The sequence below is a fragment of the Octadecabacter temperatus genome (genome assembly GCF_001187845.1).
Lineage (GTDB): Bacteria > Pseudomonadota > Alphaproteobacteria > Rhodobacterales > Rhodobacteraceae > Octadecabacter > Octadecabacter temperatus.
Genome location: NZ_CP012160.1, coordinates 2,817,590 through 2,843,281, shown reverse-complemented (window position 1 = coordinate 2,843,281; position 25,692 = coordinate 2,817,590). Strand labels below are relative to the sequence as shown.

The 25,692-nt window shown below is 55.9% G+C and carries 29 protein-coding genes; 19 read left to right on the top strand and 10 right to left on the bottom strand.

The features are described 5' to 3' along the window. Window positions 1-26: 26 nt before the first annotated feature. On the bottom strand, window positions 27-536 hold the full coding sequence (locus OSB_RS14265; RefSeq protein ID WP_049835622.1) for a hypothetical protein: 510 nt from the start codon (window positions 534-536) through the stop codon (window positions 27-29). Further along, a complete protein-coding gene (locus OSB_RS14260; protein WP_074202291.1) occupies window positions 533-1,264 on the bottom strand; it encodes a 16S rRNA (uracil(1498)-N(3))-methyltransferase in 732 nt (243 codons plus the stop codon). The genes OSB_RS14265 and OSB_RS14260 overlap by 4 nt, the downstream gene beginning before the upstream one ends. Here OSB_RS14260 and ubiA point away from each other — a divergent pair, their 5' ends adjacent. Genes ubiA through OSB_RS14245 form a run of 3 tightly spaced genes read left to right on the top strand, consistent with a single transcriptional unit; the run spans window position 1,265 to window position 4,504 of the window. Next, on the top strand, window positions 1,265-2,221 hold the full coding sequence (gene ubiA, locus OSB_RS14255; protein ID WP_049835621.1) for a 4-hydroxybenzoate octaprenyltransferase: 957 nt from the start codon (window positions 1,265-1,267) through the stop codon (window positions 2,219-2,221). A gap of 58 nt (window positions 2,222-2,279) precedes the next feature. Beyond that, window positions 2,280-4,181 (top strand): OmpA family protein, encoded by a 1,902-nt coding sequence (locus OSB_RS14250; protein ID WP_049835620.1) that lies wholly within the window; start codon window positions 2,280-2,282, stop codon window positions 4,179-4,181. Next, on the top strand, window positions 4,178-4,504 hold the full coding sequence (locus tag OSB_RS14245) for a hypothetical protein (protein ID WP_049835619.1): 327 nt from the start codon (window positions 4,178-4,180) through the stop codon (window positions 4,502-4,504). The genes OSB_RS14250 and OSB_RS14245 overlap by 4 nt, the downstream gene beginning before the upstream one ends. On the opposite strand, the gene OSB_RS14240 is transcribed toward OSB_RS14245, so the two are convergent. Continuing rightward, window positions 4,501-5,046, bottom strand: coding sequence for a hypothetical protein (locus OSB_RS14240; protein WP_049835618.1), 546 nt, complete (start codon window positions 5,044-5,046; stop codon window positions 4,501-4,503). The two genes, OSB_RS14245 and OSB_RS14240, sit on opposite strands and share 4 nt — an antisense overlap. 79 nt (window positions 5,047-5,125) lie before the next feature. On the opposite strand from OSB_RS14240, the gene OSB_RS14235 reads away from it, so the two are divergent. Beyond that, window positions 5,126-5,695 (top strand): Crp/Fnr family transcriptional regulator, encoded by a 570-nt coding sequence (locus OSB_RS14235; protein ID WP_049835617.1) that lies wholly within the window; start codon window positions 5,126-5,128, stop codon window positions 5,693-5,695. Window positions 5,696-5,705: 10 nt separating this feature from the next. Here the strand turns inward: OSB_RS14235 and OSB_RS14230 are convergent, their stop codons facing one another. Further along, window positions 5,706-6,293 (bottom strand): TlpA disulfide reductase family protein, encoded by a 588-nt coding sequence (locus OSB_RS14230; RefSeq protein ID WP_049835616.1) that lies wholly within the window; start codon window positions 6,291-6,293, stop codon window positions 5,706-5,708. A gap of 30 nt (window positions 6,294-6,323) precedes the next feature. Here OSB_RS14230 and argH point away from each other — a divergent pair, with 30 nt between their 5' ends. From argH to OSB_RS14215, 4 genes are all read left to right on the top strand, one after another. Beyond that, complete coding sequence (gene argH / locus OSB_RS14225; protein WP_049835615.1) at window positions 6,324-7,718, top strand: argininosuccinate lyase; 1,395 nt, start codon at window positions 6,324-6,326, stop codon at window positions 7,716-7,718. Continuing rightward, entirely contained in the window at window positions 7,715-7,891 is a 177-nt protein-coding gene (locus OSB_RS16725; protein WP_158454123.1) for a hypothetical protein, read from the top strand. Before argH ends, OSB_RS16725 begins: the two co-directional genes overlap by 4 nt. An 81-nt stretch (window positions 7,892-7,972) precedes the next feature. Further along, window positions 7,973-9,238, top strand: a complete 1,266-nt coding sequence (gene lysA, locus OSB_RS14220) for a diaminopimelate decarboxylase (protein ID WP_049835614.1) — start codon at window positions 7,973-7,975, stop codon at window positions 9,236-9,238. A 72-nt stretch (window positions 9,239-9,310) separates the two neighbouring features. Next, window positions 9,311-11,950, top strand: coding sequence for a DUF4175 domain-containing protein (locus OSB_RS14215; protein WP_049836191.1), 2,640 nt, complete (start codon window positions 9,311-9,313; stop codon window positions 11,948-11,950). A gap of 3 nt (window positions 11,951-11,953) precedes the next feature. On the opposite strand, the gene OSB_RS14210 is transcribed toward OSB_RS14215, so the two are convergent. Then, window positions 11,954-12,841: a zinc-ribbon domain-containing protein gene (locus OSB_RS14210; protein WP_049836190.1), complete on the bottom strand. Its 888-nt coding sequence runs from the start codon at window positions 12,839-12,841 to the stop codon at window positions 11,954-11,956. Between the two features lie 175 nt (window positions 12,842-13,016). Here OSB_RS14210 and OSB_RS14205 point away from each other — a divergent pair, with 175 nt between their 5' ends. Genes OSB_RS14205 through OSB_RS14185 form a run of 5 tightly spaced genes read left to right on the top strand, consistent with a single transcriptional unit; the run spans window position 13,017 to window position 16,480 of the window. Next, window positions 13,017-13,688, top strand: a complete 672-nt coding sequence (locus OSB_RS14205) for a cell division ATP-binding protein FtsE (RefSeq protein ID WP_049835613.1) — start codon at window positions 13,017-13,019, stop codon at window positions 13,686-13,688. Continuing rightward, window positions 13,688-14,590: a cell division protein FtsX gene (locus OSB_RS14200; RefSeq protein ID WP_049835612.1), complete on the top strand. Its 903-nt coding sequence runs from the start codon at window positions 13,688-13,690 to the stop codon at window positions 14,588-14,590. Before OSB_RS14205 ends, OSB_RS14200 begins: the two co-directional genes overlap by 1 nt. Next, window positions 14,587-15,324 (top strand): lysophospholipid acyltransferase family protein, encoded by a 738-nt coding sequence (locus tag OSB_RS14195; protein WP_049835611.1) that lies wholly within the window; start codon window positions 14,587-14,589, stop codon window positions 15,322-15,324. The genes OSB_RS14200 and OSB_RS14195 overlap by 4 nt, the downstream gene beginning before the upstream one ends. Continuing rightward, complete coding sequence (locus OSB_RS14190; protein WP_049835610.1) at window positions 15,321-15,920, top strand: pyridoxamine 5'-phosphate oxidase family protein; 600 nt, start codon at window positions 15,321-15,323, stop codon at window positions 15,918-15,920. Before OSB_RS14195 ends, OSB_RS14190 begins: the two co-directional genes overlap by 4 nt. Beyond that, the gene (locus OSB_RS14185) at window positions 15,920-16,480 is read left to right on the top strand and encodes a hypothetical protein (RefSeq protein ID WP_049835609.1); all 561 of its coding nucleotides are present in this window, start codon (window positions 15,920-15,922) and stop codon (window positions 16,478-16,480) included. Before OSB_RS14190 ends, OSB_RS14185 begins: the two co-directional genes overlap by 1 nt. Here the strand turns inward: OSB_RS14185 and OSB_RS14180 are convergent. From OSB_RS14180 to OSB_RS14160, 5 genes are all read right to left on the bottom strand, one after another. Continuing rightward, window positions 16,477-16,971, bottom strand: coding sequence for a hypothetical protein (locus OSB_RS14180; protein ID WP_049835608.1), 495 nt, complete (start codon window positions 16,969-16,971; stop codon window positions 16,477-16,479). The genes OSB_RS14185 and OSB_RS14180 overlap by 4 nt on opposite strands. After that, window positions 16,968-17,930 carry an acetyl-CoA carboxylase carboxyltransferase subunit alpha gene (locus tag OSB_RS14175; RefSeq protein WP_049835607.1) on the bottom strand — a complete coding sequence of 321 codons (963 nt, stop codon included), beginning with the start codon at window positions 17,928-17,930 and terminating at the stop codon, window positions 16,968-16,970. Before OSB_RS14175 ends, OSB_RS14180 begins: the two co-directional genes overlap by 4 nt. Window positions 17,931-18,501: 571 nt before the next feature. After that, window positions 18,502-19,017 carry a fasciclin domain-containing protein gene (locus OSB_RS14170; protein WP_049836189.1) on the bottom strand — a complete coding sequence of 172 codons (516 nt, stop codon included), beginning with the start codon at window positions 19,015-19,017 and terminating at the stop codon, window positions 18,502-18,504. Window positions 19,018-19,210: 193 nt separating this feature from the next. Further along, a complete protein-coding gene (locus tag OSB_RS14165) occupies window positions 19,211-19,846 on the bottom strand; it encodes a ChrR family anti-sigma-E factor (protein ID WP_049835606.1) in 636 nt (211 codons plus the stop codon). 1 nt (window position 19,847) lies between these two features. After that, window positions 19,848-20,480, bottom strand: a complete 633-nt coding sequence (locus OSB_RS14160; protein WP_082166480.1) for a sigma-70 family RNA polymerase sigma factor — start codon at window positions 20,478-20,480, stop codon at window positions 19,848-19,850. A 95-nt stretch (window positions 20,481-20,575) separates the two neighbouring features. On the opposite strand from OSB_RS14160, the gene OSB_RS14155 reads away from it, so the two are divergent. The 6 genes from OSB_RS14155 to OSB_RS14130 are packed head-to-tail and all read left to right on the top strand — an operon-like array spanning window position 20,576 to window position 25,603. Beyond that, complete coding sequence (locus tag OSB_RS14155; RefSeq protein ID WP_049836187.1) at window positions 20,576-21,856, top strand: NAD(P)/FAD-dependent oxidoreductase; 1,281 nt, start codon at window positions 20,576-20,578, stop codon at window positions 21,854-21,856. Continuing rightward, window positions 21,853-22,608, top strand: coding sequence for a DUF1365 domain-containing protein (locus OSB_RS14150; protein ID WP_049835605.1), 756 nt, complete (start codon window positions 21,853-21,855; stop codon window positions 22,606-22,608). The genes OSB_RS14155 and OSB_RS14150 overlap by 4 nt, the downstream gene beginning before the upstream one ends. Next, a complete protein-coding gene (locus OSB_RS14145) occupies window positions 22,608-23,765 on the top strand; it encodes an SAM-dependent methyltransferase (protein WP_049835604.1) in 1,158 nt (385 codons plus the stop codon). The genes OSB_RS14150 and OSB_RS14145 overlap by 1 nt, the downstream gene beginning before the upstream one ends. Continuing rightward, the gene (locus OSB_RS14140; RefSeq protein WP_049835603.1) at window positions 23,758-24,495 is read left to right on the top strand and encodes an SDR family NAD(P)-dependent oxidoreductase; all 738 of its coding nucleotides are present in this window, start codon (window positions 23,758-23,760) and stop codon (window positions 24,493-24,495) included. The genes OSB_RS14145 and OSB_RS14140 overlap by 8 nt, the downstream gene beginning before the upstream one ends. Next, complete coding sequence (locus tag OSB_RS14135; protein ID WP_049835602.1) at window positions 24,492-25,208, top strand: tryptophan-rich sensory protein; 717 nt, start codon at window positions 24,492-24,494, stop codon at window positions 25,206-25,208. Before OSB_RS14140 ends, OSB_RS14135 begins: the two co-directional genes overlap by 4 nt. Continuing rightward, window positions 25,205-25,603 (top strand): DUF2177 family protein, encoded by a 399-nt coding sequence (locus OSB_RS14130; RefSeq protein WP_049835601.1) that lies wholly within the window; start codon window positions 25,205-25,207, stop codon window positions 25,601-25,603. Before OSB_RS14135 ends, OSB_RS14130 begins: the two co-directional genes overlap by 4 nt. Window positions 25,604-25,692 lie beyond the last annotated feature (89 nt).

Here is a 25,692-nt window from a genome sequence, read left to right as displayed (position 1 = left end):
AGACGTGGCTGTTCAGTCAGCCCGTGTCAATGCACGAGCTTGTAAGGTTTGTGATCTGGGGCCATCCAAATCGTCATTTGTGCGGTACGTGGGTTGTTCAATAGCGACAGCATGTATTCGGTTTTCATGCCGGGGAGGGCTGCGAATACATCAAACAGTGCCTCAACGCCGAGTGCATCTGTTGGTATGTCCAGATGCGTCTCATCACGATTAATAATTCGCCATGCAGGGGCAGGGGTGAGATCGAGTTGCACTATTTGATCTAGGTCCGCGACCCCGCCATCAAGTGGGCCAAGGTAGGTCACGCGGCGTTCATCCAGCGTCACCACACCCGCGCCGTCACTTTGTGGGCGAAACCGCACCTTTTGACCTGCCGCAATCGCAAGCCCGACACCCAACGCCGCGAGCCCCCAGCCGAGCCATTGCACGATTCCAAATGATGCAAAGCCCCACCACAAACCCAATCCGGCAAGACACAGTGCCGCAATGACCTCGCGCCAGCGCCAAAACCCATCGCGGACCTCAGGGCGGATCATATCCAGTCACCTAATGTCTGTTGCCAAAGGGTCAACGCCGCGACGGCAGCGGTATCTGCACGTAAAATACGTGGACCAAGGCTGATGGCATGGGCATGCGCCATGCCGCGCAAGCGGTCACGCTCTTTGTCAGAAAATCCACCTTCAGGGCCAATGAAAATCGCCCACGGTCCTGCGTCTTTTGGCAGATCCAAGGCTTGCCCGACCATCGCCTCATCGCAAAACAAGATTCGGCGGGTATCATCCCAACCATCCAAAAGCTTGGCGAACTTTTGTAGCTCCGCCACTTCAGGGACGTATGTTCCACCACATTGCTCCGCGGCCTCTAGGGCGTGGGCCTGCAGTTTGTCTTGGCGAATGCGATTGGCGGATTGCGTGTACTCGGTCTGCATCGGAATGATCTTTGCCGCCCCAAGTTCTGCAGCCTTTTCGACGATAAAGGATGTGCGGTCCTTTTTGATTGGCGCAAACACCAGCCAAACATCGGGGGGCATCTGCAAAGGTTTGGTTTGCTCAGCGCATTCCAACACACCGCCCTTTTTTGTGGCTGCGATGACCTGCGCACGCCACTCGCCATCTTGCCCGTTAAACAGCAACACCTCGGCGCCAACGTCCAAACGCATGACCCCGAAAAGGTAGTGCGCCTGTTCCCGCGACAGTGGGACCCTTTCGGAAGGGTTCAAAGGATGGTCTATGTGGAGTCGAATACGTGCCATAGGGGTGAACATATGACCGAGAAAGATCGGACGCCAGAGGTTGAAATTGCCGATGCTGTGACAGGCAACTGGGTGGACAGCTATGCGCCCGCTCGGGCGCGTCCGTTTTTACGGCTTTCTAGGGCAGATCGCCCCGTTGGTACGTGGCTATTATTGTTGCCCTGTTGGTGGGGATTGCTGTTGGCAATGCTGCACACAGGCCGCGCAAGCTGGTTTGATCTGTGGATCGCGATCGGCTGCGCAATAGGTGCATTTTTAATGCGCGGCGCGGGCTGTACGTGGAATGACATCACGGACCGCGATATTGATGGAAAAGTTGAACGGACCGCGAACCGGCCAATCCCGTCTGGTCAGGTGGGTGTGCGAAAGGCGCTTGTTTGGATGGCACTGCAATCTTTCATCTCGCTTTTGATTCTGCTGACCTTCAATACCAACGCCATCCTGTTGGGAATTGCCGCATTGCTTCCTGTTGCGATCTACCCGTTTGCCAAACGCTTTACGTGGTGGCCGCAGGTGTTTCTTGGTTTGGCCTTCAACTGGGGCGCGCTCTTGGCGTGGACGGCGCATACCGGCTCTCTTGGGTGGCCAGCCGTGGCGCTATACGCTGCAGGCATTGCTTGGACGTTGTTCTATGACACCATCTATGCGCACCAAGACGCCGAAGATGATGCACTGATTGGCGTTAAATCAACGGCGCGCCTGTTTGGGGACGCAACGCCGATCTGGTTGCGCTATTTCATGGTCGCAACCGTGTGTTTGCTCGGATTGGCCGTAATCCTCGCAGGAATTTCAAATGTCTTGGTGCTTGTTGTTGCCTTGGGTGGGCCGTGGGCGATGGGTTGGCACCTTGCTTGGCAACAACGCAGCTTTGATGCTGATGATGGCGACATGCTTCTCAAACTTTTTCGGTCGAACCGCGATGCAGGCCTCATTCCCTTGCCATTTTTCGCCGTTGCGCTGCTCCTTTGATTGAACCTTGGGTCACAACCGCCTAAGCACGGGTAAATAACCTCTAAAGGACGCCGAAATGCGCCTGTCTGCCCTTTTTGTTCGCCTCGGCGCGTTTATCCTCGCGGCCATCGTCTGTGGTTTCGCAGCACGTGTTGCTGTCGCCACCGTTGAAACGCGCTCCGTGCAGGCCGTTGATGCTGCACTGGATGAACATGGCCATGATTTCGCGTCCGTTCTGGGGGATGGCCTGCAGGTCATTCTTGAGGGCGAAGCACCGTCCGAGGCAATGCGTTTTCGTGCGATTTCAACTGCGGGAAGCATGGTCGACGCCAGCCGCGTTATCGACAACATGACGATCACCGACAGCGATGCCATTCAGGCGCCAGAGTTCTCGATGGAGATTTTGCGCAATGACAGCGGCATTTCCATCATTGGCCTGATCCCCGCATCGTCGGACCGCGAAGATCTGACGGAAACTCTGACTGATATGGCCGGTGAAAACAGCAGTTTCGCGGACCTTTTGGAAACTGCGGACTACGAAGTGCCGTTGGGCTGGGAACCTGCGGTTGATTTTAGTCTTCGTGCGCTGCGCCAATTGCCACGTTCCAAAATCTCGGTGCGCGCTGGGCGGGTTTCTGTCGAAGCGATTTCAGATTCACCGGAACAAAAGGCCCAACTGGAAACGAGCTTGCGCCGCTCGAGCCCTGAAGGCTTGATCGTCACGCTCGATATTTCGGCACCGCGCCCTGTGGTTTCGCCTTTCGTAACGCGCTTCATCATTGACGAAAATGGTGCACGATTTGACAGTTGCGTGGCTGATACGCCTGCCGCGGAACGCCAAATCGTTGCGACCGCGCAGACGGTTGGAATCGAAGGTCGGATTGGATGCACAGTTGCTTTGGGTGCGCCAACGACGCGTTGGGCGGATGCTGTCACGATGTCTATGTCTGCGCTCAGCGAACTTGGCGGAGGTACGATCACGATCTCGGATGTGGACGTGACGTTGGTCGGCAAAGCCGGCGCTGTTCAGGGGAACTTTGATCGGATCGCTGGCGAACTTGAAAATTCCTTGCCTGATGTTTTCGCACTAGAGGCGATTTTGCCTGCCGCGCCAACAGCGGGTGAAGATGGCCCGCCGCAATTCATTGCAACGCTCAGCCCAGAAGGGCTCGTGCAATTGCGCGGCCGTGTTTCGACCGAACTGCTGAACTCAACTGCGGAAAACTTCGCGAGCGCGAAGTTCGGCTCTGCTGAGATTTCCATGGCGACCCGTGTTGTGGATGGATTGCCTAGTAGCTGGTCCATTCGCGTTTTGGCTGGCATCGAAGCCCTCTCAAAGCTGTCCAACGGCTCCGTAACGGTTGAACCAGGAAATATCGTTGTGCGCGGCAACACAGGATTGCCGGATGCAGGTGGTGAAATTACCCGTTTGCTCATCGAAAAGCTGGGAGAGACTGAAGAGTTCGAAGTCGCTGTCACTTACGTTGAATCGCTCGACCCGATAGCCGCATTGCCGACAAAGGAAGAATGTTTGGCAAGCATTATGTCCGTAACCGAAGCCCGCAAAATCACGTTTGAACCTAGCTCAGCCACGATTGCTGGTGAAGGTGCTGGCATTCTTAATGACATCGCCGAAATCCTACAGCGTTGCGCGGACCTGCGCATCGAAATCGCCGGATACACAGACAGCCAAGGGTCTGAAGACGGCAATCAGCGCCTAAGCCAGCAGCGCGCTGATGCCGTTCTGGATGGCCTGCGCGTGCGCCGCGTTCCTGTCGCCAGCTTCCGCGCTGTCGGTTACGGCGAGGCTGACCCGATTGCAGACAACGAAACCGCTGAAGGCCGCGAGGCCAACCGCCGGATCGAATTTTCTTTGATCGTGCCTGAAAGCACCGAAGAACCGACTGCGCTTGATCAAATTGAAGAAGAAGCTGCGCAAGCGGCAGAAGAGACTACCCAAGAGGACCCCGCAGAATGAACAGAACCGAATTCATCGTCGCCACCGCGATTATCCTCTTTGTCGCTTTCTGTTTGGGGTGGTTCGCCAGCTGGTTGATCAACCGATTTACCCGTGTGTCCAAGTCCGAAGTCGGTGAATTGGACCGCATGGCGCAGTCGTTGCACGAAGCTGAAGAGACCCGCGATCAGGCCATCACTTACTTGCAGCAACGCGAGGCCGAGATCACCAATCAACTGTCCCAGACCGAGGCCGAACTTCGCGCCGCGATGGACGGCTTGCGCGACGCACGCCAAGAAGCCGAAGAAATGCGCACCTACATTGAGCGCCAGAACGCGGGTTAGGGCATTACTGGCTTGGTCTGACGGGCCCAGACAAGTCCAACAACGATCACGAGCAAAACAGCTAGGGTTGTGAGCGCGGATTTAACAATTGTCGCGACACTCGTAGCATTAATGAGCGTTGCGGAAACGTCAGGTCCGACCCATAGCATAACGGCGATCCCGAGGTTCTCGATATAATCGAACAGCGCGCTACCAACCGAAACGGCGATCGCCGCACGGGCAAGTATCGAGTGCGAAAACCTTTGTGCAAACCAACAAATTGTTGCGACCAAGGTCAGCGCGAGTGTGGCCGGATACAGTGTATCCAGTGCAAGCTGACGTGTGAGGTAATAGTGCCGCCCCTCGACACCTAACGCATCAAGTAGGGTGACGGCATCTGCTGGGCCATACCCAATTGGGCGCATATCGAATGGAACGTGCCCAGATACCGCATGAACATGGGCAAGGGTCACATTGATCATTACCAAATAGATTGATGCAGCTATCGCACCAGAACCGATTGCGATTGTACCGAATGTCTTTGACTGAATTCCGTTCATCATTTTGTATACTCCTTGAACATGGGCCGAATATGCCCCCTGCCAAAAACCGCAGCATTATCATTTGATAAGGTACGCCAAAATGGATTTACGGACCTTCCTGTCTCAATCACCCGACCTTTCGGATTGTGCCAGCGCTGTCGCGTTTGCATCCGATTGGACGCGAAAGAGCATGACTAAAGGGGCGAGCCTAACGCGACAGGGGCAGAGCGAGACTGAAGAATTCATCCTGTTGGAAGGCTGTTTGGTAAGCAGTATTTGCGACCAAGATGGCAAAGAGGTTTGCGTCGGCTTTTACGTTGGCCCGTGTGTCGTGACGCCAAACATCGCCAGAACGCGCGACGGGATTTCCCTCGTGTCTATCGTCGCAACGACTGATGTTTCGATCGCAAGAATAAAAAGCGATCTGCTGACAGAGCGGATGATATCATCTGAAGCCGTTAGGAATTGGGCCAATGATATTTTACGCAGTTCATTAAGCCAGAAAGCAGATCGTGAATGGTGCCTTGCCGCCCTTGGTGGGGCTGAGCGATTAAATTGGTTTCGCGAAACATTCCCAGACTATGAAGACATCTTTACGCATTCGATGATTGCATCGTTTTTGGGGATCACGCCCGTCACGATGAGTAGGCTGCGCAAACGGGAGACCTAGGTGGGGCGTATTATTGCCCGTCCATCAACGCTGTCAAAATAGCCTTCGCACTATCGCTCGCCCAATCCGCATCCCCGATCAGACGCGCAACTTCTTGGCCCTGTGGGTCCATGATCAACGTCACGGGCAGCCCAACAACGCCCATATCCCGCGCCAATGCGCTGGACCCATCGGTGTGTAGTGGCAGGTTGTCGACACCGATCTCGTCTAGAAACCGCTGCATAGCTGGGCGTTGGTTTAGCCCTGTGGCGACCGTCACCACCTGAAAGTCGTCGCCGCCAAACTCACTCTGTAGTTCCGATAGATGCGGCATTTCCTTGCGACATGGGGCGCACCATGTCGCCCAGAAGTTCAGCAAAACATACTGCCCCTCATAAGCCGCCAGCGTCAGGTCGGACCCGTCTTCACTGGTGAACACCACATCCGACCCACGATCAGCGCCGAACTGCAGTTTCATCATGTCGCCCGTGCGCAGATCCTCAAGTGCAGTGAAATCTTGTTGGACAACGGCAGGGCTTTCCCCTCGGTCGGATGCAAAGTATAGCCCTCCACCAATACCGATGACGGCGGCTACTGCGAATATCAGTGGTTTTTTCATTGGGCTAACCTCTGCTTAGGGACGTTTTTTATGTCGGATAAATCATCTTCGAATGCAATGTGGGGCGGTCGCTTTGCCGCAGGACCAGACGCAATCATGGAAGCAATTAATGCGTCTATCGGATTTGATCGTCGTTTGGCGAAGCAAGACATTGATGGCTCCCGTGCGCATGCGGCGATGTTGGCCGCTCAAGGTATTATTACCGATAGCGATGCAAACGCCATTCGGGAAGGCCTCCTCACGGTCTTGTCAGAGATTGAAAGCGATACGTTCCCTTGGCGTGTTGAGCTTGAAGACATCCACATGAACGTTGAGGCGCGCCTGAAAGAGATCGTAGGCGAGCCCGCGGGCCGTTTGCACACAGGTCGGTCGCGCAATGACCAAGTAGCCGTCGATTTCCGCCTTTGGGTGCGTGACCAGTGCGATGCCGCTGACGGTGCGTTGAAAGCACTGATCGAGGCCCTGATCGGCCAAGCCGAAGAAGGTGCCGATTGGGTTATGCCGGGGTTCACCCACCTTCAGGTCGCGCAGCCGGTGACTTGGGGCCACCACATGATGGCCTACGTTGAAATGTTCGCCCGTGACCGCGCCCGTTTCGCAGATGCCCGTGCGCGGATGAATGAATCGCCCTTGGGCGCGGCTGCATTGGCGGGAACGTCCTTCCCGCTGGATCGTCAGATGACAGCAGAAGCACTGGGCTTTGATCGTCCCACGGCCAATTCGCTCGATGCGGTTGCCGCGCGTGATTTCGCCCTCGAATATCTTGGCGCTGCGTCCATTTGCGCGATGCACCTGAGCCGTCTGGCCGAGGAATTGGTGATTTGGTCGTCTGCTCAGTTCCGCTTTGTGGCGATGTCTGATCGTTGGTCTACGGGTTCATCCATCATGCCGCAGAAGCGTAATCCTGATGCGGCAGAATTGCTGCGTGCAAAAATCGGTCGGATTTTCGGGGCGAACGTTGCTTTGATGACGATCATGAAGGGTCTCCCGCTGACCTATTCCAAGGACATGCAGGAAGACAAAGAACAGACGTTTGATGCGGCTGACAGCCTGATGCTTGGCCTTGCGGCGATGACAGGCATGGTGGCTGATATGAAGGGCCGCCCCGATGATCTGCGCGTTGCAGCAGCGATGGGCTTTTCCACGGCAACCGACCTTGCCGATTGGCTCGTGCGCGAACTGGGTCTGCCGTTTCGAGATGCACATCACATCACCGGTGCCTTGGTTTCAATGGCCGAAGAAAACGGCTGCGATTTGCCTGAACTAAGCCTTGATCAAATGCAGTCTGTTCATGCAGGCATAACTACGGCTATCTTTGACGTGTTGGGCGTGGATAATTCCGTTGCCAGCCGTACATCCTACGGCGGCACCGCGCCAGTTAATGTACGCGCGCAAATTGCGCGCTGGAAAAAGGACCTCTCATGATGCGCCCTATTTTTGCACTTCTTACACTGGCTTTTGTTGCGGCTTGTGGCGCAAATGATCCGCCGTTTCGCCCATCGGGCAACGTGGGCGTATCCGTTGGGCCCAATGGTGTGTCTCCAAACGTTGGCGTTGGTGCAACAAACGGCATTTTCAACGTCGGGCTTAGCCTCTAGGCCGATCAGTTTGCTGATCAGGGTTGGGCTTGCCGTGTAATCTGCTAGGTCAGATGAAACGCGATTCCACCGGAGTGCAAAATGGACCATTTTCTATACCGTGACGGCCAATTGATGGCTGAAGACGTGAGCATTGCTGAAATTGCCGCGCAGGTCGGCACGCCGTTCTACGTCTACTCAACCGCAACTTTGCTGCGCCATTTCAAGCTGTTTGATGATGCATTGGATGGCATTGATCACCTCGTGTGTTTCGCGATGAAATCGCTGTCTAACCAAGCCGTGTTGAAATTGCTTGGCGATGCGGGCGCTGGCATGGACGTTGTGTCGGGTGGTGAATACCTGCGTGCGAAAGCGGCGGGCGTTTCCGGCGACAAGATTGTATTTTCCGGCATTGGCAAAACCCGTGAAGAAATGCGCATCGCGTTGGAAGGCGGCATTCGCCAGTTTAACGTTGAATCCGAGCCAGAGATGGAAGCGCTATCTGAGGTTGCCGTTTCACTTGGCAAGGTAGCGCCGATTACCGTCCGCGTGAACCCCGATGTGGACGCCAAAACCCACGCCAAGATTTCGACGGGCAAAAAAGAGGACAAATTCGGCATTCCAATCAGCCGCGCCCGTGAAGTTTATGCGATGGCCGCTGAGCTGCCGGGCCTGAAGGTTATCGGCATCGATGTGCATATCGGCAGCCAGCTGACCGAGCTGGAACCCTTCCGCCTTGCTTATCGTAAGGTCGCGGAATTGACCGAACAGTTGCGTAGCGACGGACACGAGATTACCCGCCTCGATCTTGGGGGTGGCCTTGGTATTCCTTACGCGCGTGACAACAACGCGCCACCGCTGCCAATTGAATACGGCGCGATGATCAAAGAAGAAGTCGGTCATCTTGGTTGCGAGATTGAGATCGAACCGGGGCGCCTTATCTCTGGCAACTCCGGCATCCTTGTCACCAAGGTGATCTATGTAAAGTCTGGCGAAGGGCGTAAATTCCTCATAGTTGACGCCGCGATGAACGATCTGATCCGCCCTGCGATGTACGAAGCCCACCACGATATTATTCCGGTGATTGAACCCGAAGCTGGCGCTGAACAAACGCCCTACGACATCGTCGGGCCGATCTGCGAAAGTGGTGATACCTTCGCCAAAGGCAGAATGATGCCGACTTTGCAGTCCGATGCACTGGTCGCGTTCCGATCTGCGGGTGCTTACGGCGCTGTAATGGCCAGTGAATATAACTCGCGCCCCCTTATTCCTGAGGTTTTGGTCAATGGGGATCAATTTGCGGTTATCCGCCGACGTCCGACCTTTGAAGAGATGATTAATCGCGATAGCATACCTGAGTGGCTGTAACCGTTTCGCAGCGCCCAAGCCGGTAGGAGAACCCCGCTGATACCAACAGGCCCAATGCTTGCGCATTTGAAAATGCCAGTTTTGTTGACCCGCGCCGGTTTAATCGCCGAGCGTGTGACGCAAGCCTTTTGGCCATTCTGGACGGTTCTGTTCTTCGCGCTCGCGCCGCTTGTTATGGGCTGGCAGGATTTTCTGCCGCTTGAAGCAGTTTGGGTTTACGCGGTTGTCGCGGTTCTTGCGCTATTGTGGACACTGTTTCGCGGATTTCGTCGCCTAAATTGGCCGAGCGAGGCCGAAGCCGTAGCCCGTGTTGATGCCCGCCTTCCTGGTCGCCCGATTGCCGCTCTGAATGATATTCAAACGATTGGCGCAGGCGATGCCGCGTCAGAGGCCGTTTGGGACGCCCACCTGAAACGAATGCAGGACAAAACGCGCGAGGCGAGGGCAGTCGAACCCGATTTGCGCGTTTCTGCGAAAGACCCTTACGGTCTGCGCTACATGGCGGTCCTATTCATGGTTGTCGCGCTGTTGTTCGGGTCGATCTGGCGTGTTGGCACCGTCACCAATGCGGCGCAGGGCGGTGAAGTTCTTGCGATTGGCCCCGTTTGGGAAGGCTGGATCGAACCGCCTGCCTATACCGGCAAGCCGACGCTGTATCTTGCCGATATCATCGCCAACCGCATTCAAGTCCCGCAAGGGTCGTTCATCACTTTGCGTCTTTATGGCGATGTAGGTGCGTTAAGCGTGTCTGAAACTGTTTCCGGACGTACCGAAGATCTCGGCGCGGCAACGGACCAACAACAGGGCTTTGAAGTCACCCAAGAAGGCGAAATTTCCATTGTTGGCGAGGGTGGCCAAACATGGAAAATCTTGTTGCTCGAAGACAATGCGCCCACGGTTGAATTCACTGGCCCGATTGAGGCGGACGCGCAGGGCGAGATGTCCCAGCCGTTTTCCGCGATGGACGACTATAGCGTTATTGCAGGGACCGCGACGATTGCGCTGGATTTAACCTCTGTGAACCGCCGCCACGGCCTGACGATTGATCCAGACACGCGTGACGCAGTTGTGATCGATTTGCCGATGCCGTTTTCTGGTGACCGCGCAGATTTCGAAGAACTTTTGATCGATGATTTCAGCCAGCACCCATGGGCGAACTTCCCCGTGACGATGACGCTGCAAGTCGAAGACGCGCTCGGGCAAATCGGCGCAAGCGATCCTGAAAACATGATTTTGCCGGGCAAACGGTTCTTCCAACCCACCGCACGCGCAATCATCGAGCAACGCCGCGATATTCTTTGGTCCAAAGCCAATGCACCGCGCGTGGCGCAGGTTTTGCGGGCTGTGTCCAACCGCCCTGATGAGCTGTTTCCCGATGAGACAACCTACCTTCGGCTCCGCTTTATCATAAGTCGGCTTGAGGAAACGGAATCGGACGGCCTGAGTGATGACGTGCAAACCGAAGTGGTCGAAGCACTCTGGGAACTGGCCGTGCAACTCGAAGAAGGCTCTCTTGCGGATGCACGTGCACGGCTTGAGCGCGCGCAAGAACGCCTTGAAGAGGCGATGCGCAACGGTGCCTCGGATGAGGAAATCGCTGAACTGATGCAAGAGCTGCGCGAAGCGACAAACGACTATATGCAGATGCTCGCTGACCAGATGGAACCGTCACCGAACGGCACAGACCAGCCCGATCAGAACCAAGATAACCAGACCATCAGCCAAGACGAAATTCAGGCCATGATGGACCGCATCCAAGAGTTGATGGAAGAAGGCCGTATGGCCGAGGCGATGGAGCTGATGGAAGAGCTCAATCAGCTGATGGAAAACCTCCAGATGACTGAGGGCGGCGAAGGTGGCGAAGGCGGCCCACAAACACCCGGTCAGCAATCTATGGAAGATTTGGCCGAAACCCTGCGCGACCAGCAAGACCTGACGGACGAGGCCTTCCGCGACTTGCAAGAACAGTTCAATGAGGGCCAACAGCAACAGGGTCAGCAAGGTCAACAAGACGGCCAGCAGGACGGTCAGCAACCGGGTGAACAACCGGGCCAAGAAGGCCAGCAACCAGGTCAGCAAGGCCAAGACGGTCAAGAGGGCACCGGACAACAGGGCCAGCAACAGGGCCAAGGCCAAGGGCAAGGCGACAACACCCAAGGCGGTTTAACGGATGACAGCGGGCAGGGCGGCGAAGGTGGCGGAAGCCCACAAAGCCTTGCGGAACGTCAGCAAGCGCTGCGTGACGGGTTGAACCAATTGCGCAATGGACTGCCGGGCCTGTCAGGTGATGCCGCAGAAAGTGCTGAACAATCCTTAGAAAGCGCCGAAGGTGCGATGGACGGCGCAGAAGACGCGCTGCGCGAGGGTGACTTGGCCGAAGCCATTGACCGCCAAGCCGAAGCAATGGACGCCCTGCGCGAAGGCATGCGCAATTTGGGCCAAGCTTTGGCCGAAAACCAGATGGACGAACTTGAGGAAGGCCAAGGCACGCAAACCGGCAATGCCGAAGGCCGCCCCGAACCGGAACGTCGTGACCCGCTTGGCCGTCAGATGGGGAATACTGGGCAATTCGGGTCAGAAGAATCCATGTTGCAAGACGACATCAACCGACGCGCAGAAGAGCTATTGGAAGAGTTGCGCAATCGCTCGGCTGACCAAGAACGCCCGCAGCTAGAACTCGACTATCTGCGCCGCCTGTTGGATCGCTTTTAGGGATTAGCCTTCTGGTGCTGGCTCGACGACGGGCTCAGCTGCTGGTTCCGGTGTTACCTCAGGCGCATCGCTTGCCCCATCGATAAAGCCCTGCATCTTTCCGTCTAGCCAAATGCGCAGCCCGTCTACCCACTCGACGTAGGACGTCAAAATGGGTTCGGCTTGCGGAACAGCGGCGCTGATTTGCGGCGCAAAGATGTAAACCGCCAGCGCGATCAGCGCGAGGATCACGATCAGCATGAAACCACGGCGGAAACCGCTGCGTGGGCGGGCTTCCTCATACTCATCACCCACAGCCTCGGGGCCGGCTTCTGGACGCAATGAGGAATTAATTTCTTCGATATCTGGCAAAAGCTCGCGGCGCGGGGCCTCGGCATCTTGTTGCATCATCGCGCCGACGGCTGCCGCTGCTTCTGGTTCACCACGTAGGCGCGCCAACCGATCACGCGCTTCGCGGCTGCGGCGGTCCTCATCAGGGTCTTGCGACAAATCAAGATCGGGCTGCGTTTCTATTGGGTCGGCTTCGGCCTGACGCGCTGCTTGCTCAAATTCCGCTTCTTCGCGCAGAATGTCGGCCACTTCCGGATCCATCTCACGTTGTTGGGGTGCGGGGTGTTCGGGCTCAGGCTCGGTTGTTGGTTCCGGCTCCGGCTCAGGTTCGCTTTCGGCCTCAGGTTCAGGCGCGGCTTCAACTTCAGGCTCTGGGGCAGGGGGCGGCGTTGGGTCTGCTGGCGCTTCTATAGGCGCCCCGCGCTCGGCGGCCTCAGAAGCACCTGGTTGTTCAAACCACGTGTGCCCGCAATTGGAACATTGGACATCACGTCCACTCGCCGGAATCACATCATCCGCGACTTCGTACTGCGCGCCGCAATTCGGGCAAATCATCCGCATTTTCGTCTTCCCCAGCGTCAAACGGGCATTCTGCCCGCGTTCTTTGCAGAATCTTACCGATCCTGAGGGGTAAGCGCAAAGGTTTTGCCGTATCTGTGTTTTTCGCGCAGATTGCATGTGGCGCTGGTTTGCGCCAAAACCAAACAAACAATAGGGCCAAGGGGTTAGAACCACCGTGATCGAGCTGGACAATGTGGCCTATAATTATGGCGGAGCAGAGCTATTCTCCGACTTGAATTTGCAGCTGGCAGCTGGGTCGTTCCATTTTTTGACCGGCCCGTCGGGTGCTGGAAAAACCACACTTCTTAAACTTTGTTATGGTGAATTGATCGCAACAAGCGGGCAGGTTCGCCTGTTTGGGCAAGATGCGCGCGCTCTAAGTCGCGATGATGTCGCCCATACACGCCGCCGTATCGGGGTCGTACATCAGGACTGTCAGTTCCTTGATCACCTGACCCTTGCTGAAAACATTGCGCTGCCGTTGTCGGTGGCGGGCCATAACACAACCTCCTCAGATCTAACGGATTTGCTTGGTTGGGTCGGTCTGTCCCAACAAGCCCAGCAATTGCCGCCGCAGCTTTCTGGTGGTGAACGTCAGCGTGCGGCCCTTGCCCGCGCTGTCATTATGTCGCCTGAAATTATTTTGGCGGACGAGCCGACCGGAAACGTCGATTGGGAAATGTCACAACGTCTTTTGTCGTTGTTGGTTGAGCTGAACAAAATGGGCAAGACAGTGCTTATCGCGACACATGACATCAGCCTGATCCGCGCGGCCAAAGCACAGGTTTCTGCGCGGGTCTTGCGCCTGAAAGATCGCCGTTTGCAGCTGGCGGGGGCGGACATCTAATGGAAACCCTGAATCGTCTTTTCGAACTCCTCGCTGGTGACCCGCAAGCAGACCGCGCCGTTCCGCCTACGGGGTTCACGGCACGGCTGACATTGCTGACCGCTGGTGCAATGGCGTTTTTGGCCGTGTTTGCCTTGGCGCTTTCCCTTGCGACGGGTCGTCTATCTGATCGCTGGGCAGCTGAGCTTGCAAAAACGTCGACGTTGCGTATTTCCGCGCCGCAAGACCAGATGGACGCGCAAACACGCGCGGCGTTGACGGTTCTGCAATCAACCCCGGGCATCGCCCAAGCGCGCCCTCTTACGGACGATGAACAACGTGAACTACTGGCGCCGTGGTTCGGACCAGACCTGCCAATTGAAACCCTGCCTGTTCCACAACTTATCGAAATCATTGAAGACAGCGATGGCTTCGATTCAACGGGCCTGCGTGCCCGCCTACAAGCCGAGGTCCCCGGTGCTGTGCTCGATGATCATACCCGTTGGCGTGAACCATTGGTCGAGGCCGCCTCTCGGTTGCGCCTGTTGGGTTTTGTGTCGATGCTTTTGATTGCGGGGGCGACGGCTGCGATGATTACACTGGCTGCGAACGCAGCCCTTGCGGCCAATTCCCAAGTCATCCGCGTCATGCGCCTTGTCGGGGCACAAGATATCTACATTGCCCGCGCCTTTGTACGCCGCTTTACCCTTCGCGCGTTGATCGGTGCCGCGGTGGGCACGTTTCTCGGCACGCTTGCGGTCATGTTGCTGCCCAGTGCTGATGCGGCTGGCGGTTTCCTAACGGGCCTTGGTTTTCAGGGCTGGCATTGGCTTTGGCCGCTGGTCATTCCCATTCTTGCGGCGCTCGTGGCCTTTGTCGCGACCCGCCAAGCTGCCCTGCGCACATTAAAGGAACAATCATGAGCTACGCCATCCAATGGGTCCGGTCCCTGATTTTCATCGTCATAATGTACTTCGCGCTGCTCCCTTGGGGCATTGTGTTTGCAATTCCGGCGATCATTTCGCGCAAATACGCGTACCTTTGCTGCCGGTCTTATTGTTGGTTCATCACATGGCTCGCAGGGTGGCTCATTGGTCTGAAATGCGAAGTGCGCGGCACGCCCCCACAGGATGAAGTCTTGATCGCGGCCAAGCACCAGTCGTTCCTTGATGTGTTGATGATCTATGGGGGCATCCCTGCTGGCCGCTTCATCATGAAGGACATCCTGAAATATGCCCCCGTTGTCGGGCAATTCGGCCTGCGTGTCGGGTGTATCCCAGTCAAACGCGGCAAGCGTGGCGCGGCGATCAAAAAGATGATCGCGGATGTTTCGGCAGGGCGTTTGTTCCCCGGTCAATTGATTATCTACAGCCAAGGCACCCGCATCGCGCCAGGCGTTAAAGCCCCATACAAAATTGGCACAGGGGTTCTGTATAAGGAACTCGGCCAAGATTGCGTTCCAGTTGCCGCCAACGTTGGGGTGTTCTGGCCCAAGCGTGGCATCTACCGCAAACCAGGTGTGGCTGTGGTCGAATTCCTACCGCGTATCCCAGCGGGCTTGGACACAGCTGAGTTCATGAAAATCCTCGAACAAACTGTTGAGGGTCGTTCTAACGAGTTAATGCGAGAGGCCGGTTTTACCGCGATCGAAGAATGAAAACAGTAGATACCATCGACGCACTTGAAACGCTTTATGACGCGGCCGTTCCGGCATCACTGACCAAAGTCGTCAAGCGCATAACCCCGCATTACGCCACATGGATCAACACGGCGCGGTTCTGTGTCCTGACGACTGTTGGCCCTGAAGGGTCTGACGGCAGCCCGCGTGGGGACGTTGGCCCCGTGGTACGTTTGGTGGACGACAAAACCCTCTGGCTTCCCGATTGGCGCGGCAACAACCGCATCGATAGCCTACGCAATATCGTGCGCGACGGGCGTGTCAGCCTGATGTTCATGGTGCCCGGTTCTGCCAATGTGATCCGCGTGAACGGCACAGCGGTTTTGTCTGATGATCCAGACGTCACGCACAGCTTTGAGCAAAACAAAAAGCACCCAAAATCTGTCATCGTCATAACCGTTGGTGAGGCGTATTTTCAATGCGCCAAAGCAATCATGCGATCAGAACTGTGGACAGGCGATCCCGTAACTGACCTGCCAACAGCGGGTCAATTGCTCAAAGAACAACAGGCCGAGTTCGACGCACAGGGTTATGACGACGGCTATGCCGAATACGCAAAAGGGCGGATGTGGTAATGAAACTCGCAGGATTTTTAGTGGGCGCAGGCGTTGCGGGGCTTGGGGTCTATGCATTTAACGTGCTGACCACCGTCACAGGTGATGATCTGCTTAGCACCTACCTGTCCGACCACTGCTTGCCTTACGTACAAACGGGCGAGACCCCTTTCACAGACATCGGCCGCACCCCTGGGGTTTATGACGAAGTGGAGGTGTCAGAAAATCTGGAAAATGCTGGTGCTGCCATTCTCGAAAACAACCGTTTTGTCGCGGAATGGGGCGAAGCCGAAAACCCTAATGACCCGACCAGCCAGCTGCGGGTCTGTATCGTCGAAGTCAGCTATACTGAAAACTCGGTTGAAGGTTTTGTTGTGGAACCGGATGGCTTCATCGCGCGCTACACAGACGTGATTGCAACCGCCGAACCCTTGGTCCCCGAGGTTGATGTTCTCACGGATGGTCCCCGAACGATTGGCTGGTACAGCGCGGACCGCGACCCATTCGAGGGGCTACGTGTGGTTATGGTAGCCCGACCCGCGCGCGTGTCATCGGTCATGGTCGTCGGCGACGCGAACTAGCTCAGCGGACAATCCGCAACGTCCACATCAACCACGATAAACGTTTGCGGCCCAAACTCTTGGCCCGCCATATCGACGTACAGTTTTGAGCCTTCAACAAAAATCGCGTCATCGGCCAGCTCAACGGTCGAATTCTCAAGGTCCTGACCCGCACCGTTGAACAACACGCAATCGGTCAGGAAATCCAAAACATAGCCATTGAATTCTGGTTCTGGGAAAATGCCACCAACCGTGTCCGGATAGGTCACGATGATCTTTTGGTCGCGGATGTCGATGATGGCTGGCACGATGTCCCAACCGTTCTGGCTTCCCTCAGGCCCCAGCCCATATTCGACGCTGTTGGTCACGACAGCAGGGTGGCGCTCACCGACATAGATCGGAACCTCGTTTTCGTCGTACGCCAACACACCAAACGTCACCGTGCGGTCCATCAATCCACCCGCCGACGCCGCTTGCGCTGACAAGATCAAAGCTGCGAGGCTGCGGATCAAGCGGCAAGCCCTTTTTGACCAAGGTCGAGGTACTTTTGACGACGCGACTGGCGCAGTGCCTCTGGGCTTTTACCTTCAAGCTCGTTCAGCATTGAATTGAGCGCGGCACCAACACCGTCAATCGCTGCGGTCTTATGGCGATGCGCGCCACCTGTTGGCTCGTCAATGATGCGGTCACACACGCCAAGCTCTTTCAGATTCTGCGCGGTCAAACGCAACGCTTCCGCCGCTTCGCGCATCTTCTCGGCGTCTTTCCACAAGATGCTCGCACAGCCTTCAGGTGAGATCACGGAATACACGGAATGCTGCAGCATCGCGACGCGGTTCGCTGTGGCAAAGGCCACGGCGCCACCAGACCCACCTTCACCGATGATTACGCTCACCAGTGGGACAGTCAGTTGCAGACATTTCTGGGTAGATCGCGCAATTGCCTCGGACTGGCCGCGTTCTTCGGCACCCTTACCCGGATATGCACCGGGCGTGTCGACCAGCGTAATAACAGGCAGGCCAAAACGTTCTGCCATATCCATCAGGCGGATCGCCTTGCGATACCCTTCAGGCCGCGCCATGCCGAAATTGCGCTCAATGCGGGATTTGGTGTCGTTGCCCTTTTCATGGCCGATCACCATGACAGGGCGGCCATCAAGGCGCGCCAAACCACCCATAACCGCGTGGTCATCAGCAAAATTCCGGTCACCCGCCAGTGGCGTGTATTCTGTAAACAACGCCTCGATGTAGTCTTTGCAGTGCGGGCGATCGGCATGACGCGCGATCTGGCATTTGCGCCATGGCGTGAGGTCTTTGTAGAGGCTGACCAGCAAATCCGCCGCCTTCTTATCAAGCGCCTGCGCCTCGGCCTCGACGTCCATATCTTCGTTCATACGGGCCATTGCCCGCAGTTCGGCAGCTTTGCCTTCAATCTCAGCAAGCGGCTTTTCGAAGTCGAGGTAGTTTGTCATGCGGAACACTCCATAAATTCTTAACTCTGATATAAGGTCGCGAGGTGGTGTAATGCAACTGAGCATCCGCAGGACCAGAACAACCCACACACTCCGAGAAACAGGTTGGGCGGGGCATCACCAAATAGGTCGCCGCAACACCGTAAGTAATGGCGGCTTGGCGCCCAAATTTACAATTCCGTCGACAGTGCTTATCCAATGTGGGCTTTGTTCGCTGAACGGACTTCGGTGGGGTTTGCGTCACGGTTCGTTGTCGGGGAGGGAGCCTCGAAAATCGTCTAATCAGGCGTCCTAAAACATCCCCATCTCAAACATTTCAGGGGAGAGTAGAAAGAAGGAAATTCAAAGTGAATTTCCCGCAAGCATCCCGCAAGCATCCCGCAAGCATCCCGCAAGCATCCCGCAAGCATCCCGCAAGCATCCCGCAAGCATACTGAACAAGATGATACCGCCATCCTTGATGCATCCGGTTTTTGATCAGGATCGCGTTGCGTCTGTTCATGTGTTGGCTTTGCCTTAACAAAACTGTTTGGGTGGGCACCCTGCTTGTGCAGCAGGGTGCCATCTTGAATTAGTGGCAGGCTGGGCGCGTGCCCGGCAGAAGGACTTTGTCGATAACGTGGATAACACCATTGTCAGCCATAATGTCGGCGATGACGACATTTGCCATTTCGCCCGTTCCATCAGCGATCGTCACGCCGCCACTGCCAGCCGTGATGCAAAGGCGTTCGCTGTCTAGGATTGGGCGGAAGTAGTTAGATCCAGCGGGGATCATGTTTGCGGACAATTTCCGGTCATCAACATGATACAGCAACACATTGGTTAGTTGATCCTTATTCTCGGGAAGCAGAAGTGTCTCAACGGTACCCTCCGGCAGCGCTGCGAATGCATCATTTACCGGCGCGTAAACAGTGAATGGACCTGGGCCCGATAGCGTGTCGACGAGGCCGGCGGCAGTGACTGCGGCTACAAGGGTTGAAAAGCGTTCATCGCCTGCAGCGATTTCAACGATAGTCTCGGCATTCACTGCAGCGGCAGATAGGCTGAGTGTTAGGGCGGCAGCGGTGGCTTTCAGGTTCATTTTCATCTTCATTCTCCGTGTTGCTGGACGATCATGTCCGTTCTGATTTGCGTTTCGTACAAAGGTTACGCAGGGCGATCAGGCTTGGTTCACTTAGTCACAAAAACGTGAGGGTTTTGGGTTAAGTTATTGTAAAAAAACAAAAAGCCACCGAAAATTCGGTGGCTTCTCTAGTCGATCACGTGTCACTTAGTGTGTGCTAAATCCGAAACAGCGGCTGCAGCAATCGCGGGACAAACGAATTGAACCGCAAAGGCGCATCCGTGGCCGCCAAGCAAATGCATGGCGCGCCAGCATCGGCAATCGGTGTGTGTTCTAAAGTTTGATCTGCAACTTCAAGATCACCAACACCGAACCGTCCGGTTTCATCGCTGAAACTGCCTTGCAGAACCAGCGTCAATTCCAAACCGTTGTGGCTGTGATCCGGAACCGCGCGACCTGGCGGGATATAAAGAAGGCGAACAGAACCATCGCGCCCGTCCGACAGAATACTCTGACGGACCCCCATCCCGAGCGATTTCCAACGCGGCGGCTTGCCTTTCAGCGCTTCCATCACTGGACCTGGGAAAGCCCCTGAACGCTGGTAAACTGGTTTCTCGGTAACTGGTGCGTCCAATAGATCAAGCACATTGGACTTCAGTCCTTCCGACACAGCTTCGCTGCTGGTCGACTCTAGGACCGCGCCTCCAGTGGCGAGATGGGCTTCGTAAGCCGCACGACAGTCCAAGCACAGCGATATATGTGCGGCCACGGCCAAGGCAAAGGGCTTCGGCAGGCTTCCTCCAGCATAGGCCGCCAGCAGGGCATCGGGGGCATGGTGGGTAATAGTCGTCATCTTATCGTAATTCCTTTAACTCGTGACGTAGCTTTTCAAGGCCCAGACGAATGCGGGACTTGATGGTTCCAAGCGGCAGTCCGGTTTGGGTGCTGATCTCTTGATGTGTGAGCTCACCCAAATAAGCCTTTTCAATCATTTCGCGCTGATCCGGCTTCAATCGCTCTAGTGCGCCTTTCAACTGACCAGCCTCTTGCTCGACGGCCAATATTTGGCTGGCGTCGGGTTCTGCGCTTGGGTCTTCGCCCAGTTCTTCCGGTAGCGGCTTATTTTCCTTACGGATCACATCGATTTGGCGGTTTCGCGTGATTTGGTAGACCCATGCTGACACCTGTGCGCGCTCAGGATCGAATTGGTCGGCCTTGCGCCAAACGGTCAGCATGACATCTTGCACGATCTCTTCTGCTTGTCCTGATCCCGTGCCAGTGCGCATGATGAACCCCTTCAGCCGAGGTGCAAAATGATCAAACAAAAGTGCAAAGGCATCGCGGTCCCGATCATTGCGAACGGCAATCATTGCGGCCGTCAGATCGGATATCTGTGGAGACGACTGCTTCACTAAAGATCGGTCCTTTCGCGCTGCCACCAAAGGGCGCCGCTCAGCTTGTTCGATATCTATGCATTCTGTCAACATAGCCCAATTACGGAAGGGATCAGTTTTTGGATCATTTTTTTGATCCGAAATGCTTGAACGCGCGTAAACTAATCAAACAACCAACCGGAGTTTCAATGTCTTTAGATGCAGTTCCGATCCGCCCGCAGCGGATAGCGATTATCGGCGGCGGTATATCGGGCCTTTCAGCCGCCCATCTTCTGTCCCCCCACCACGCGGTGACCTTGTTTGAGGCCGCACCAAGGCTGGGCGGGCACGCGCGTACCGTTATCGCGGGCCTCAACGGCGATCAGCCAGTAGATACGGGTTTCATTGTCTTCAATTACGCGAACTACCCGCACCTGACACGGATGTTTCAAGAGCTAGACGTGCCCGTTGTCAAAAGCGACATGAGCTTCGGTGCCACGATCAACGGCGGTGAAATCGAATATGGTTTACGCGACTTCGGCGCGCTTACGGCTCAAAAACGCAATCTGCTGCGACCCGGATTTGTCCGCATGGTCCGAGATATCCTGCGATTTAATGACAAAGCCGAAGCGCTCGCGACGGACGATACCGCGACGATCGGCGACCTGATGAATGATCTGCAACTAGGGGACTGGTTCCAACGTTACTATTTGATGCCACTTTGTGGCGCGATCTGGTCGACGCCACCGGATGAAATTCGCGGCTTTCCTGCTCGCGCTCTGATACAATTTTTCCGTAACCACGCATTGTTAAGCTCATCGGGCCAGCATCAGTGGTGGACCGTGGACGGTGGTAGCATCGAATACGTGCGTCGGTTGGAACATAGCCTGCGCGGGCGTGGCGCTGCGATCCGAACCGCAACCGCCGTGCAAAGCGTCAGTCGTGACGGTCAAAAAAGCACCGTAAACAGCAGCGCGGGCCCGCTTGAACCGTTCGACCAAGTGATCTTCGCCTGCCATTCGGATCAGGCTTTGCGCCTATTGGAGCAGCCGACTCCACAGGAACGTGCTGCCTTGTCCGCGATCCGGTTTCAGGACAATCAGATGATCCTGCACAGAGACGAAAATCAGATGCCCAAGCGCCGTTCCGTGTGGTCAAGCTGGGTTTACAAGGCGGATACAACCCAACCGGAACCCGCCATAGGGGTGACGTATTGGATGAACCGCCTTCAGAACATCCCGTCAGATGACCCGCTGTTTGTATCTTTGAACCCATCCGAACCCGTCCCCGATGAATTGATCTACGATCAAAAGACCTTTCGACATCCGGTGTTTGACGCACCGGCGTTGATTGCTCAGCGGCAGCTGACCGAAATGCAAGGCCATAACAACACATGGTATGCTGGTGCCTACACACGGCACGGATTTCATGAAGACGGGTTTGCAAGCGCGGCCCGCATCGCTCGAATGATGGATCGGCAGCTCGCATGACGCATCAGCCAGAACTTGTCGTTGGTGTGACGACCCATGCGCGCCGTGGGGCGATCAAGCATGGCTTTCGCTATGGTGTCGACTTTGTTCTGATAGACCCAGAAACAGATGCCAGTGGTCCACGCTTGTTTTCGCGCAATCGTTTCAATCTCGCCGCGGTCCATGATCGCGATCACGGCGGGCCACTTAAGAACGGACGAGGCGCCAAATGGGCCCGTGACGTGTTGACGGCAAACGGACTCACCGCGGCGGACCATCAGCTACAATTGCTCACTCAGCCGCGCCTGTTCGGAAATTGCTTTAATCCAGTCAGCTTCTGGTTGGCAAAACGCGGCGAAGATCTGGTTGCGGTCATCGCCGAGGTTTCAACGCCGTTTGGCGACCGTCACTCGTATCTGTGCCACTTGCCAAATTTTGCCCCCATCACGTCTGACAGTCGCATCACCACGCCAAAATCGTTGCATGTGTCACCGTTCCAAGAGGTGAAGGGTAATTATGAATTCAGCTTTGACATTCAGCCCGATCGCATCGCCATCCGCATCTTTTACCGCCACGGCGATGAAGGCGTGGTTGCCACTCTCGCGGGGGCCCGTGCGCCCCTGACAAATGCGAATTTGGTCAAAGCCGTTCTGCGCCGTCCATTTGGTGCATTTCGAACAATCGCGCTGATCCACTGGCAGGCCGTTCGATTGAAATTGAAGGGTGCCCGATACCGCACTCGCCCGACACCCCCCAAGACCGAGGTCACATAATGCTCTTCCTAACAAAACGCGTAAAACACGACTTTTTGGAAACCTGCGCGCAAATTCATTCCGGAAGCCTGCAACTCAGAACGCCAGAAGGCGAAGTGTTCAACTTTGGTCAAGGCAGCCCAATTGTCGAAATGCAGATTCACGACTGGTCCGTGGTAACCGCGATCGCTTCACGCGGCGACATCGGACTGGGGGAAGCATATGTCGCTGGCTTGTGGGACACATCCTCAATCGAAGACCTGACAGCCGTTGCTTTGAAAAACCTCGAGCAGTTTCGGGGCTATGCCTATGCAGGGTTCTGGAGCAGCCTGAAGTTTCGCGTCGTGAACCGACTGATGCGCGCCAATTCCTTAAAAGGGGCCGCGCGCAACATCAGGGCGCATTATGACGTTGGCAACGAATTCTACCAGCTCTGGCTGGATGAAAGCATGACCTACTCGTCTGCTATGTTTGCGGCGGGGGACGATGACCTCGAACGCGCGCAAAACCGCAAATATGACCGTGTTCTGAACCAAATCGGGTCCGCAGAACGCGTCCTCGAGATCGGTTGCGGTTGGGGGGGATTTGCTGAACGTGCGGCGGACAATGGGCGTCAGGTTACCGGCCTGACAATTTCCCCCAGCCAAAAGGGATATGCCGACGCACGGTTAGACGGGCGCGCTGAAATCCGTCTGCAGGACTATCGCCAATGCACGGGCCAGTATGACAGCATTGTCTCCATCGAAATGATCGAAGCGGTCGGGCAGACGTATTGGCCGACCTATTTCGCCACCCTTAAGGCCCGACTTTCGGAAGGCGGGCGGGCCGTTATCCAAGCGATCACTGTCCCCGACGACTATTTCGAAACGTACAGGCGCAGTGCCGACTACATCCGGCAATATACCTTCCCCGGCGGCATGTTACTGTCCGACGCCGTGATCGGTGATCACGCGAAACGTGCAGGTCTTGTGGTTCAGGGAAATCATGCATTCGGCCAAGATTACGCGCGCACCTGCTCTCATTGGAGTGATCGATTAACTCAGCAGTCGGCCAAGGTGAACAAGTTAGGGTATGGCGCCGAATTCCTGCGCAATTGGCAATTTTACCTCGGGATTTGTGCGGGATCTTTCGCTGTCGGACAGACCGACGTTGTTCAAGTGGAGTTGGCCCATGCCTAAGTCCGAAACAATCTGGATTATCGGCGCCAGCGAAGGCATCGGTGCCGCCTTGGCGCGCGAATGGGCACAACGAGGTGCGCGCGTGATCATATCTGCACGTTCACAAGATCGGCTGGACGTTTTGGCCGCAGAGCTCGGGGCAGGGCACATACCGCTTGCTCTGGATGTCTCAGACCGGAACAGCATCGATAAAGCCGCCGCCGAGATTTCTAAGATCGGCGCGCTGGATCGCATTGTGCATCTGGCCGCGATCTATGACCCGGGCAAGATCGCCGATCTTGACCCCGATAAGGCTGCGAAAATCGTCTCAACCAATCTGACCGGTAGCTTTCACATTGCGCAAGTCGGCCCAACACTGCTGAAGGACGGCGGCCAGCTCGCGCTGTGCGGATCGGTGGCAGGTTATATTGGCTTGCCTCAAGGCCAAATCTATTCGGCAACCAAAGCTGGTGTGATCAATCTAGCAGAATCCCTGCGAGCAGAACTTGCAGGGCGCATCGACGTCCGCCTGATCAACCCTGGTTTTGTCGACACACGCCTAACACAGCGCAACGACTTCCGTATGCCTGCTATGGTGACACCCCAACGTGCGGCCGCTGCGATCATAACGGGTCTCACCTCAAGACGTTTTGAGGTGCATTTCCCACGTCGCCTGACTTGGGGCCTGAAGGTGCTAAGCGCGCTTCCTTACTGGGCGGCGATGCCCCTAACCAAGAGGTTAACACAATGATGAGATACCTCCCCCACGTTGTTCTGATTGCAACGATAACATTCGTTTTATCACCGCTGGCATCCACTGGGTTCAATGGCTTCACGCCCGATCAGTTTCCTGTCGTCCAAGTTAACCCACCAGTACAGCCCGCAGGCTACGCGTTCTCGATTTGGGGCGTCATTTACCTTTGGCTGCTTATCGGGGCGGCATATGGCCTCTGGCGTAAAGCAGATGATCCCGACTGGCAGGCCATGCGCTTGCCGCTCGCGATTAGCTTGATCATCGGAACGTTCTGGATCGCAGCAGCGAACGCCGCGCCAATTTTGGCCACGGTCATGATCGTTGCAATGGCAGCTTCGGCAATACTCGCCCTGTTTCGTGCTGGACATGAACAGCCTTGGCTACAAGCCCGCCCTGTCGCGCTTTATGCCGGTTGGTTAACTGCAGCCAGTGGTGTGGGCATTGGCGTCCTCCTCGGGGGCTACGCAATAGTGTCGGCCCAAGCCGCGGCGATCATTTGTCTGTCAGGCGTTTTGGTCGTCGCCCTAATCGTGCAATCAGTAAGACCCCGAGAATGGGGCTACCCCGTTGCCGTCATTTGGGCGCTAATTGGCGTGATTGTCCAAAACGCGTCCAGCGCGAACTGGTCGGCGATTGCATTGGCGGCCATTGGCATTGCCGCGTTAACGTTTCGCGCCTTCTTCTCATTCATGAAAGGTCCAAGCTCATGAACATTCTGGTACTCTATCTCTCAACTGCCGTGATCTTTTTCGTCGCCGACGCTGTCGGCCTGCGTCTGCTCATAAAACCGGTGTTTGACCGCCATGTCGCGCATCTTTTCGCTGATCCGTTTCGCGTAGGACCCGCTGCCGTGTTTTATCTTGGTTATATCGCTGGGGTGCTTTGGTTCGTTTCGGCGCCTGCCCTCAAAGACAATGATCCAACGGCAGCCTTCTTCGGCGGCATTGCATTGGGGCTTCTGGCCTATGGAACCTATGAATTCACAAACTACGCGACACTTCGTGATTGGTCGCTCCAGCAGGTTGCTATCGACACGATCTGGGGCGGATTATTGACTGGGTTTGCCGCTTGGGCAGGTGTGATGATTACGCGCTCGATAGGGTAATGCTGGGCGATGTCACCCAGCATAGCTGCCCTTGCTCAGGTCTGATCTCAGACACCAACGTCTAATCCGCAGATATTGACGTATCTGCA

Excerpts from the sequence above, each read along its gene's own strand:
- OSB_RS14265 (WP_049835622.1), bottom strand. The coding sequence starts at position 536 with ATGATCCGCCCTGAGGTCCGCGATGGGTTTTGGCGCTGGCGCGAGGTC.
- OSB_RS14260 (WP_074202291.1), bottom strand. The coding sequence starts at position 1,264 with ATGTTCACCCCTATGGCACGTATTCGACTCCACATAGACCATCCTTTG.
- ubiA (WP_049835621.1), top strand. The coding sequence starts at position 1,265 with ATGACCGAGAAAGATCGGACGCCAGAGGTTGAAATTGCCGATGCTGTG.
- OSB_RS14250 (WP_049835620.1), top strand. The coding sequence starts at position 2,280 with ATGCGCCTGTCTGCCCTTTTTGTTCGCCTCGGCGCGTTTATCCTCGCG.
- OSB_RS14245 (WP_049835619.1), top strand. The coding sequence starts at position 4,178 with ATGAACAGAACCGAATTCATCGTCGCCACCGCGATTATCCTCTTTGTC.
- OSB_RS14240 (WP_049835618.1), bottom strand. The coding sequence starts at position 5,046 with ATGATGAACGGAATTCAGTCAAAGACATTCGGTACAATCGCAATCGGT.
- OSB_RS14235 (WP_049835617.1), top strand. The coding sequence starts at position 5,126 with ATGGATTTACGGACCTTCCTGTCTCAATCACCCGACCTTTCGGATTGT.
- OSB_RS14230 (WP_049835616.1), bottom strand. The coding sequence starts at position 6,293 with ATGAAAAAACCACTGATATTCGCAGTAGCCGCCGTCATCGGTATTGGT.
- argH (WP_049835615.1), top strand. The coding sequence starts at position 6,324 with ATGTCGGATAAATCATCTTCGAATGCAATGTGGGGCGGTCGCTTTGCC.
- OSB_RS16725 (WP_158454123.1), top strand. The coding sequence starts at position 7,715 with ATGATGCGCCCTATTTTTGCACTTCTTACACTGGCTTTTGTTGCGGCT.
- lysA (WP_049835614.1), top strand. The coding sequence starts at position 7,973 with ATGGACCATTTTCTATACCGTGACGGCCAATTGATGGCTGAAGACGTG.
- OSB_RS14215 (WP_049836191.1), top strand. The coding sequence starts at position 9,311 with ATGCCAGTTTTGTTGACCCGCGCCGGTTTAATCGCCGAGCGTGTGACG.
- OSB_RS14210 (WP_049836190.1), bottom strand. The coding sequence starts at position 12,841 with ATGCGGATGATTTGCCCGAATTGCGGCGCGCAGTACGAAGTCGCGGAT.
- OSB_RS14200 (WP_049835612.1), top strand. The coding sequence starts at position 13,688 with ATGGAAACCCTGAATCGTCTTTTCGAACTCCTCGCTGGTGACCCGCAA.
- OSB_RS14195 (WP_049835611.1), top strand. The coding sequence starts at position 14,587 with ATGAGCTACGCCATCCAATGGGTCCGGTCCCTGATTTTCATCGTCATA.
- OSB_RS14190 (WP_049835610.1), top strand. The coding sequence starts at position 15,321 with ATGAAAACAGTAGATACCATCGACGCACTTGAAACGCTTTATGACGCG.
- OSB_RS14185 (WP_049835609.1), top strand. The coding sequence starts at position 15,920 with ATGAAACTCGCAGGATTTTTAGTGGGCGCAGGCGTTGCGGGGCTTGGG.
- OSB_RS14175 (WP_049835607.1), bottom strand. The coding sequence starts at position 17,930 with ATGACAAACTACCTCGACTTCGAAAAGCCGCTTGCTGAGATTGAAGGC.
- OSB_RS14170 (WP_049836189.1), bottom strand. The coding sequence starts at position 19,017 with ATGAAAATGAACCTGAAAGCCACCGCTGCCGCCCTAACACTCAGCCTA.
- OSB_RS14165 (WP_049835606.1), bottom strand. The coding sequence starts at position 19,846 with ATGACGACTATTACCCACCATGCCCCCGATGCCCTGCTGGCGGCCTAT.
- OSB_RS14160 (WP_082166480.1), bottom strand. The coding sequence starts at position 20,480 with ATGTTGACAGAATGCATAGATATCGAACAAGCTGAGCGGCGCCCTTTG.
- OSB_RS14155 (WP_049836187.1), top strand. The coding sequence starts at position 20,576 with ATGTCTTTAGATGCAGTTCCGATCCGCCCGCAGCGGATAGCGATTATC.
- OSB_RS14150 (WP_049835605.1), top strand. The coding sequence starts at position 21,853 with ATGACGCATCAGCCAGAACTTGTCGTTGGTGTGACGACCCATGCGCGC.
- OSB_RS14145 (WP_049835604.1), top strand. The coding sequence starts at position 22,608 with ATGCTCTTCCTAACAAAACGCGTAAAACACGACTTTTTGGAAACCTGC.
- OSB_RS14140 (WP_049835603.1), top strand. The coding sequence starts at position 23,758 with ATGCCTAAGTCCGAAACAATCTGGATTATCGGCGCCAGCGAAGGCATC.
- OSB_RS14135 (WP_049835602.1), top strand. The coding sequence starts at position 24,492 with ATGATGAGATACCTCCCCCACGTTGTTCTGATTGCAACGATAACATTC.
- OSB_RS14130 (WP_049835601.1), top strand. The coding sequence starts at position 25,205 with ATGAACATTCTGGTACTCTATCTCTCAACTGCCGTGATCTTTTTCGTC.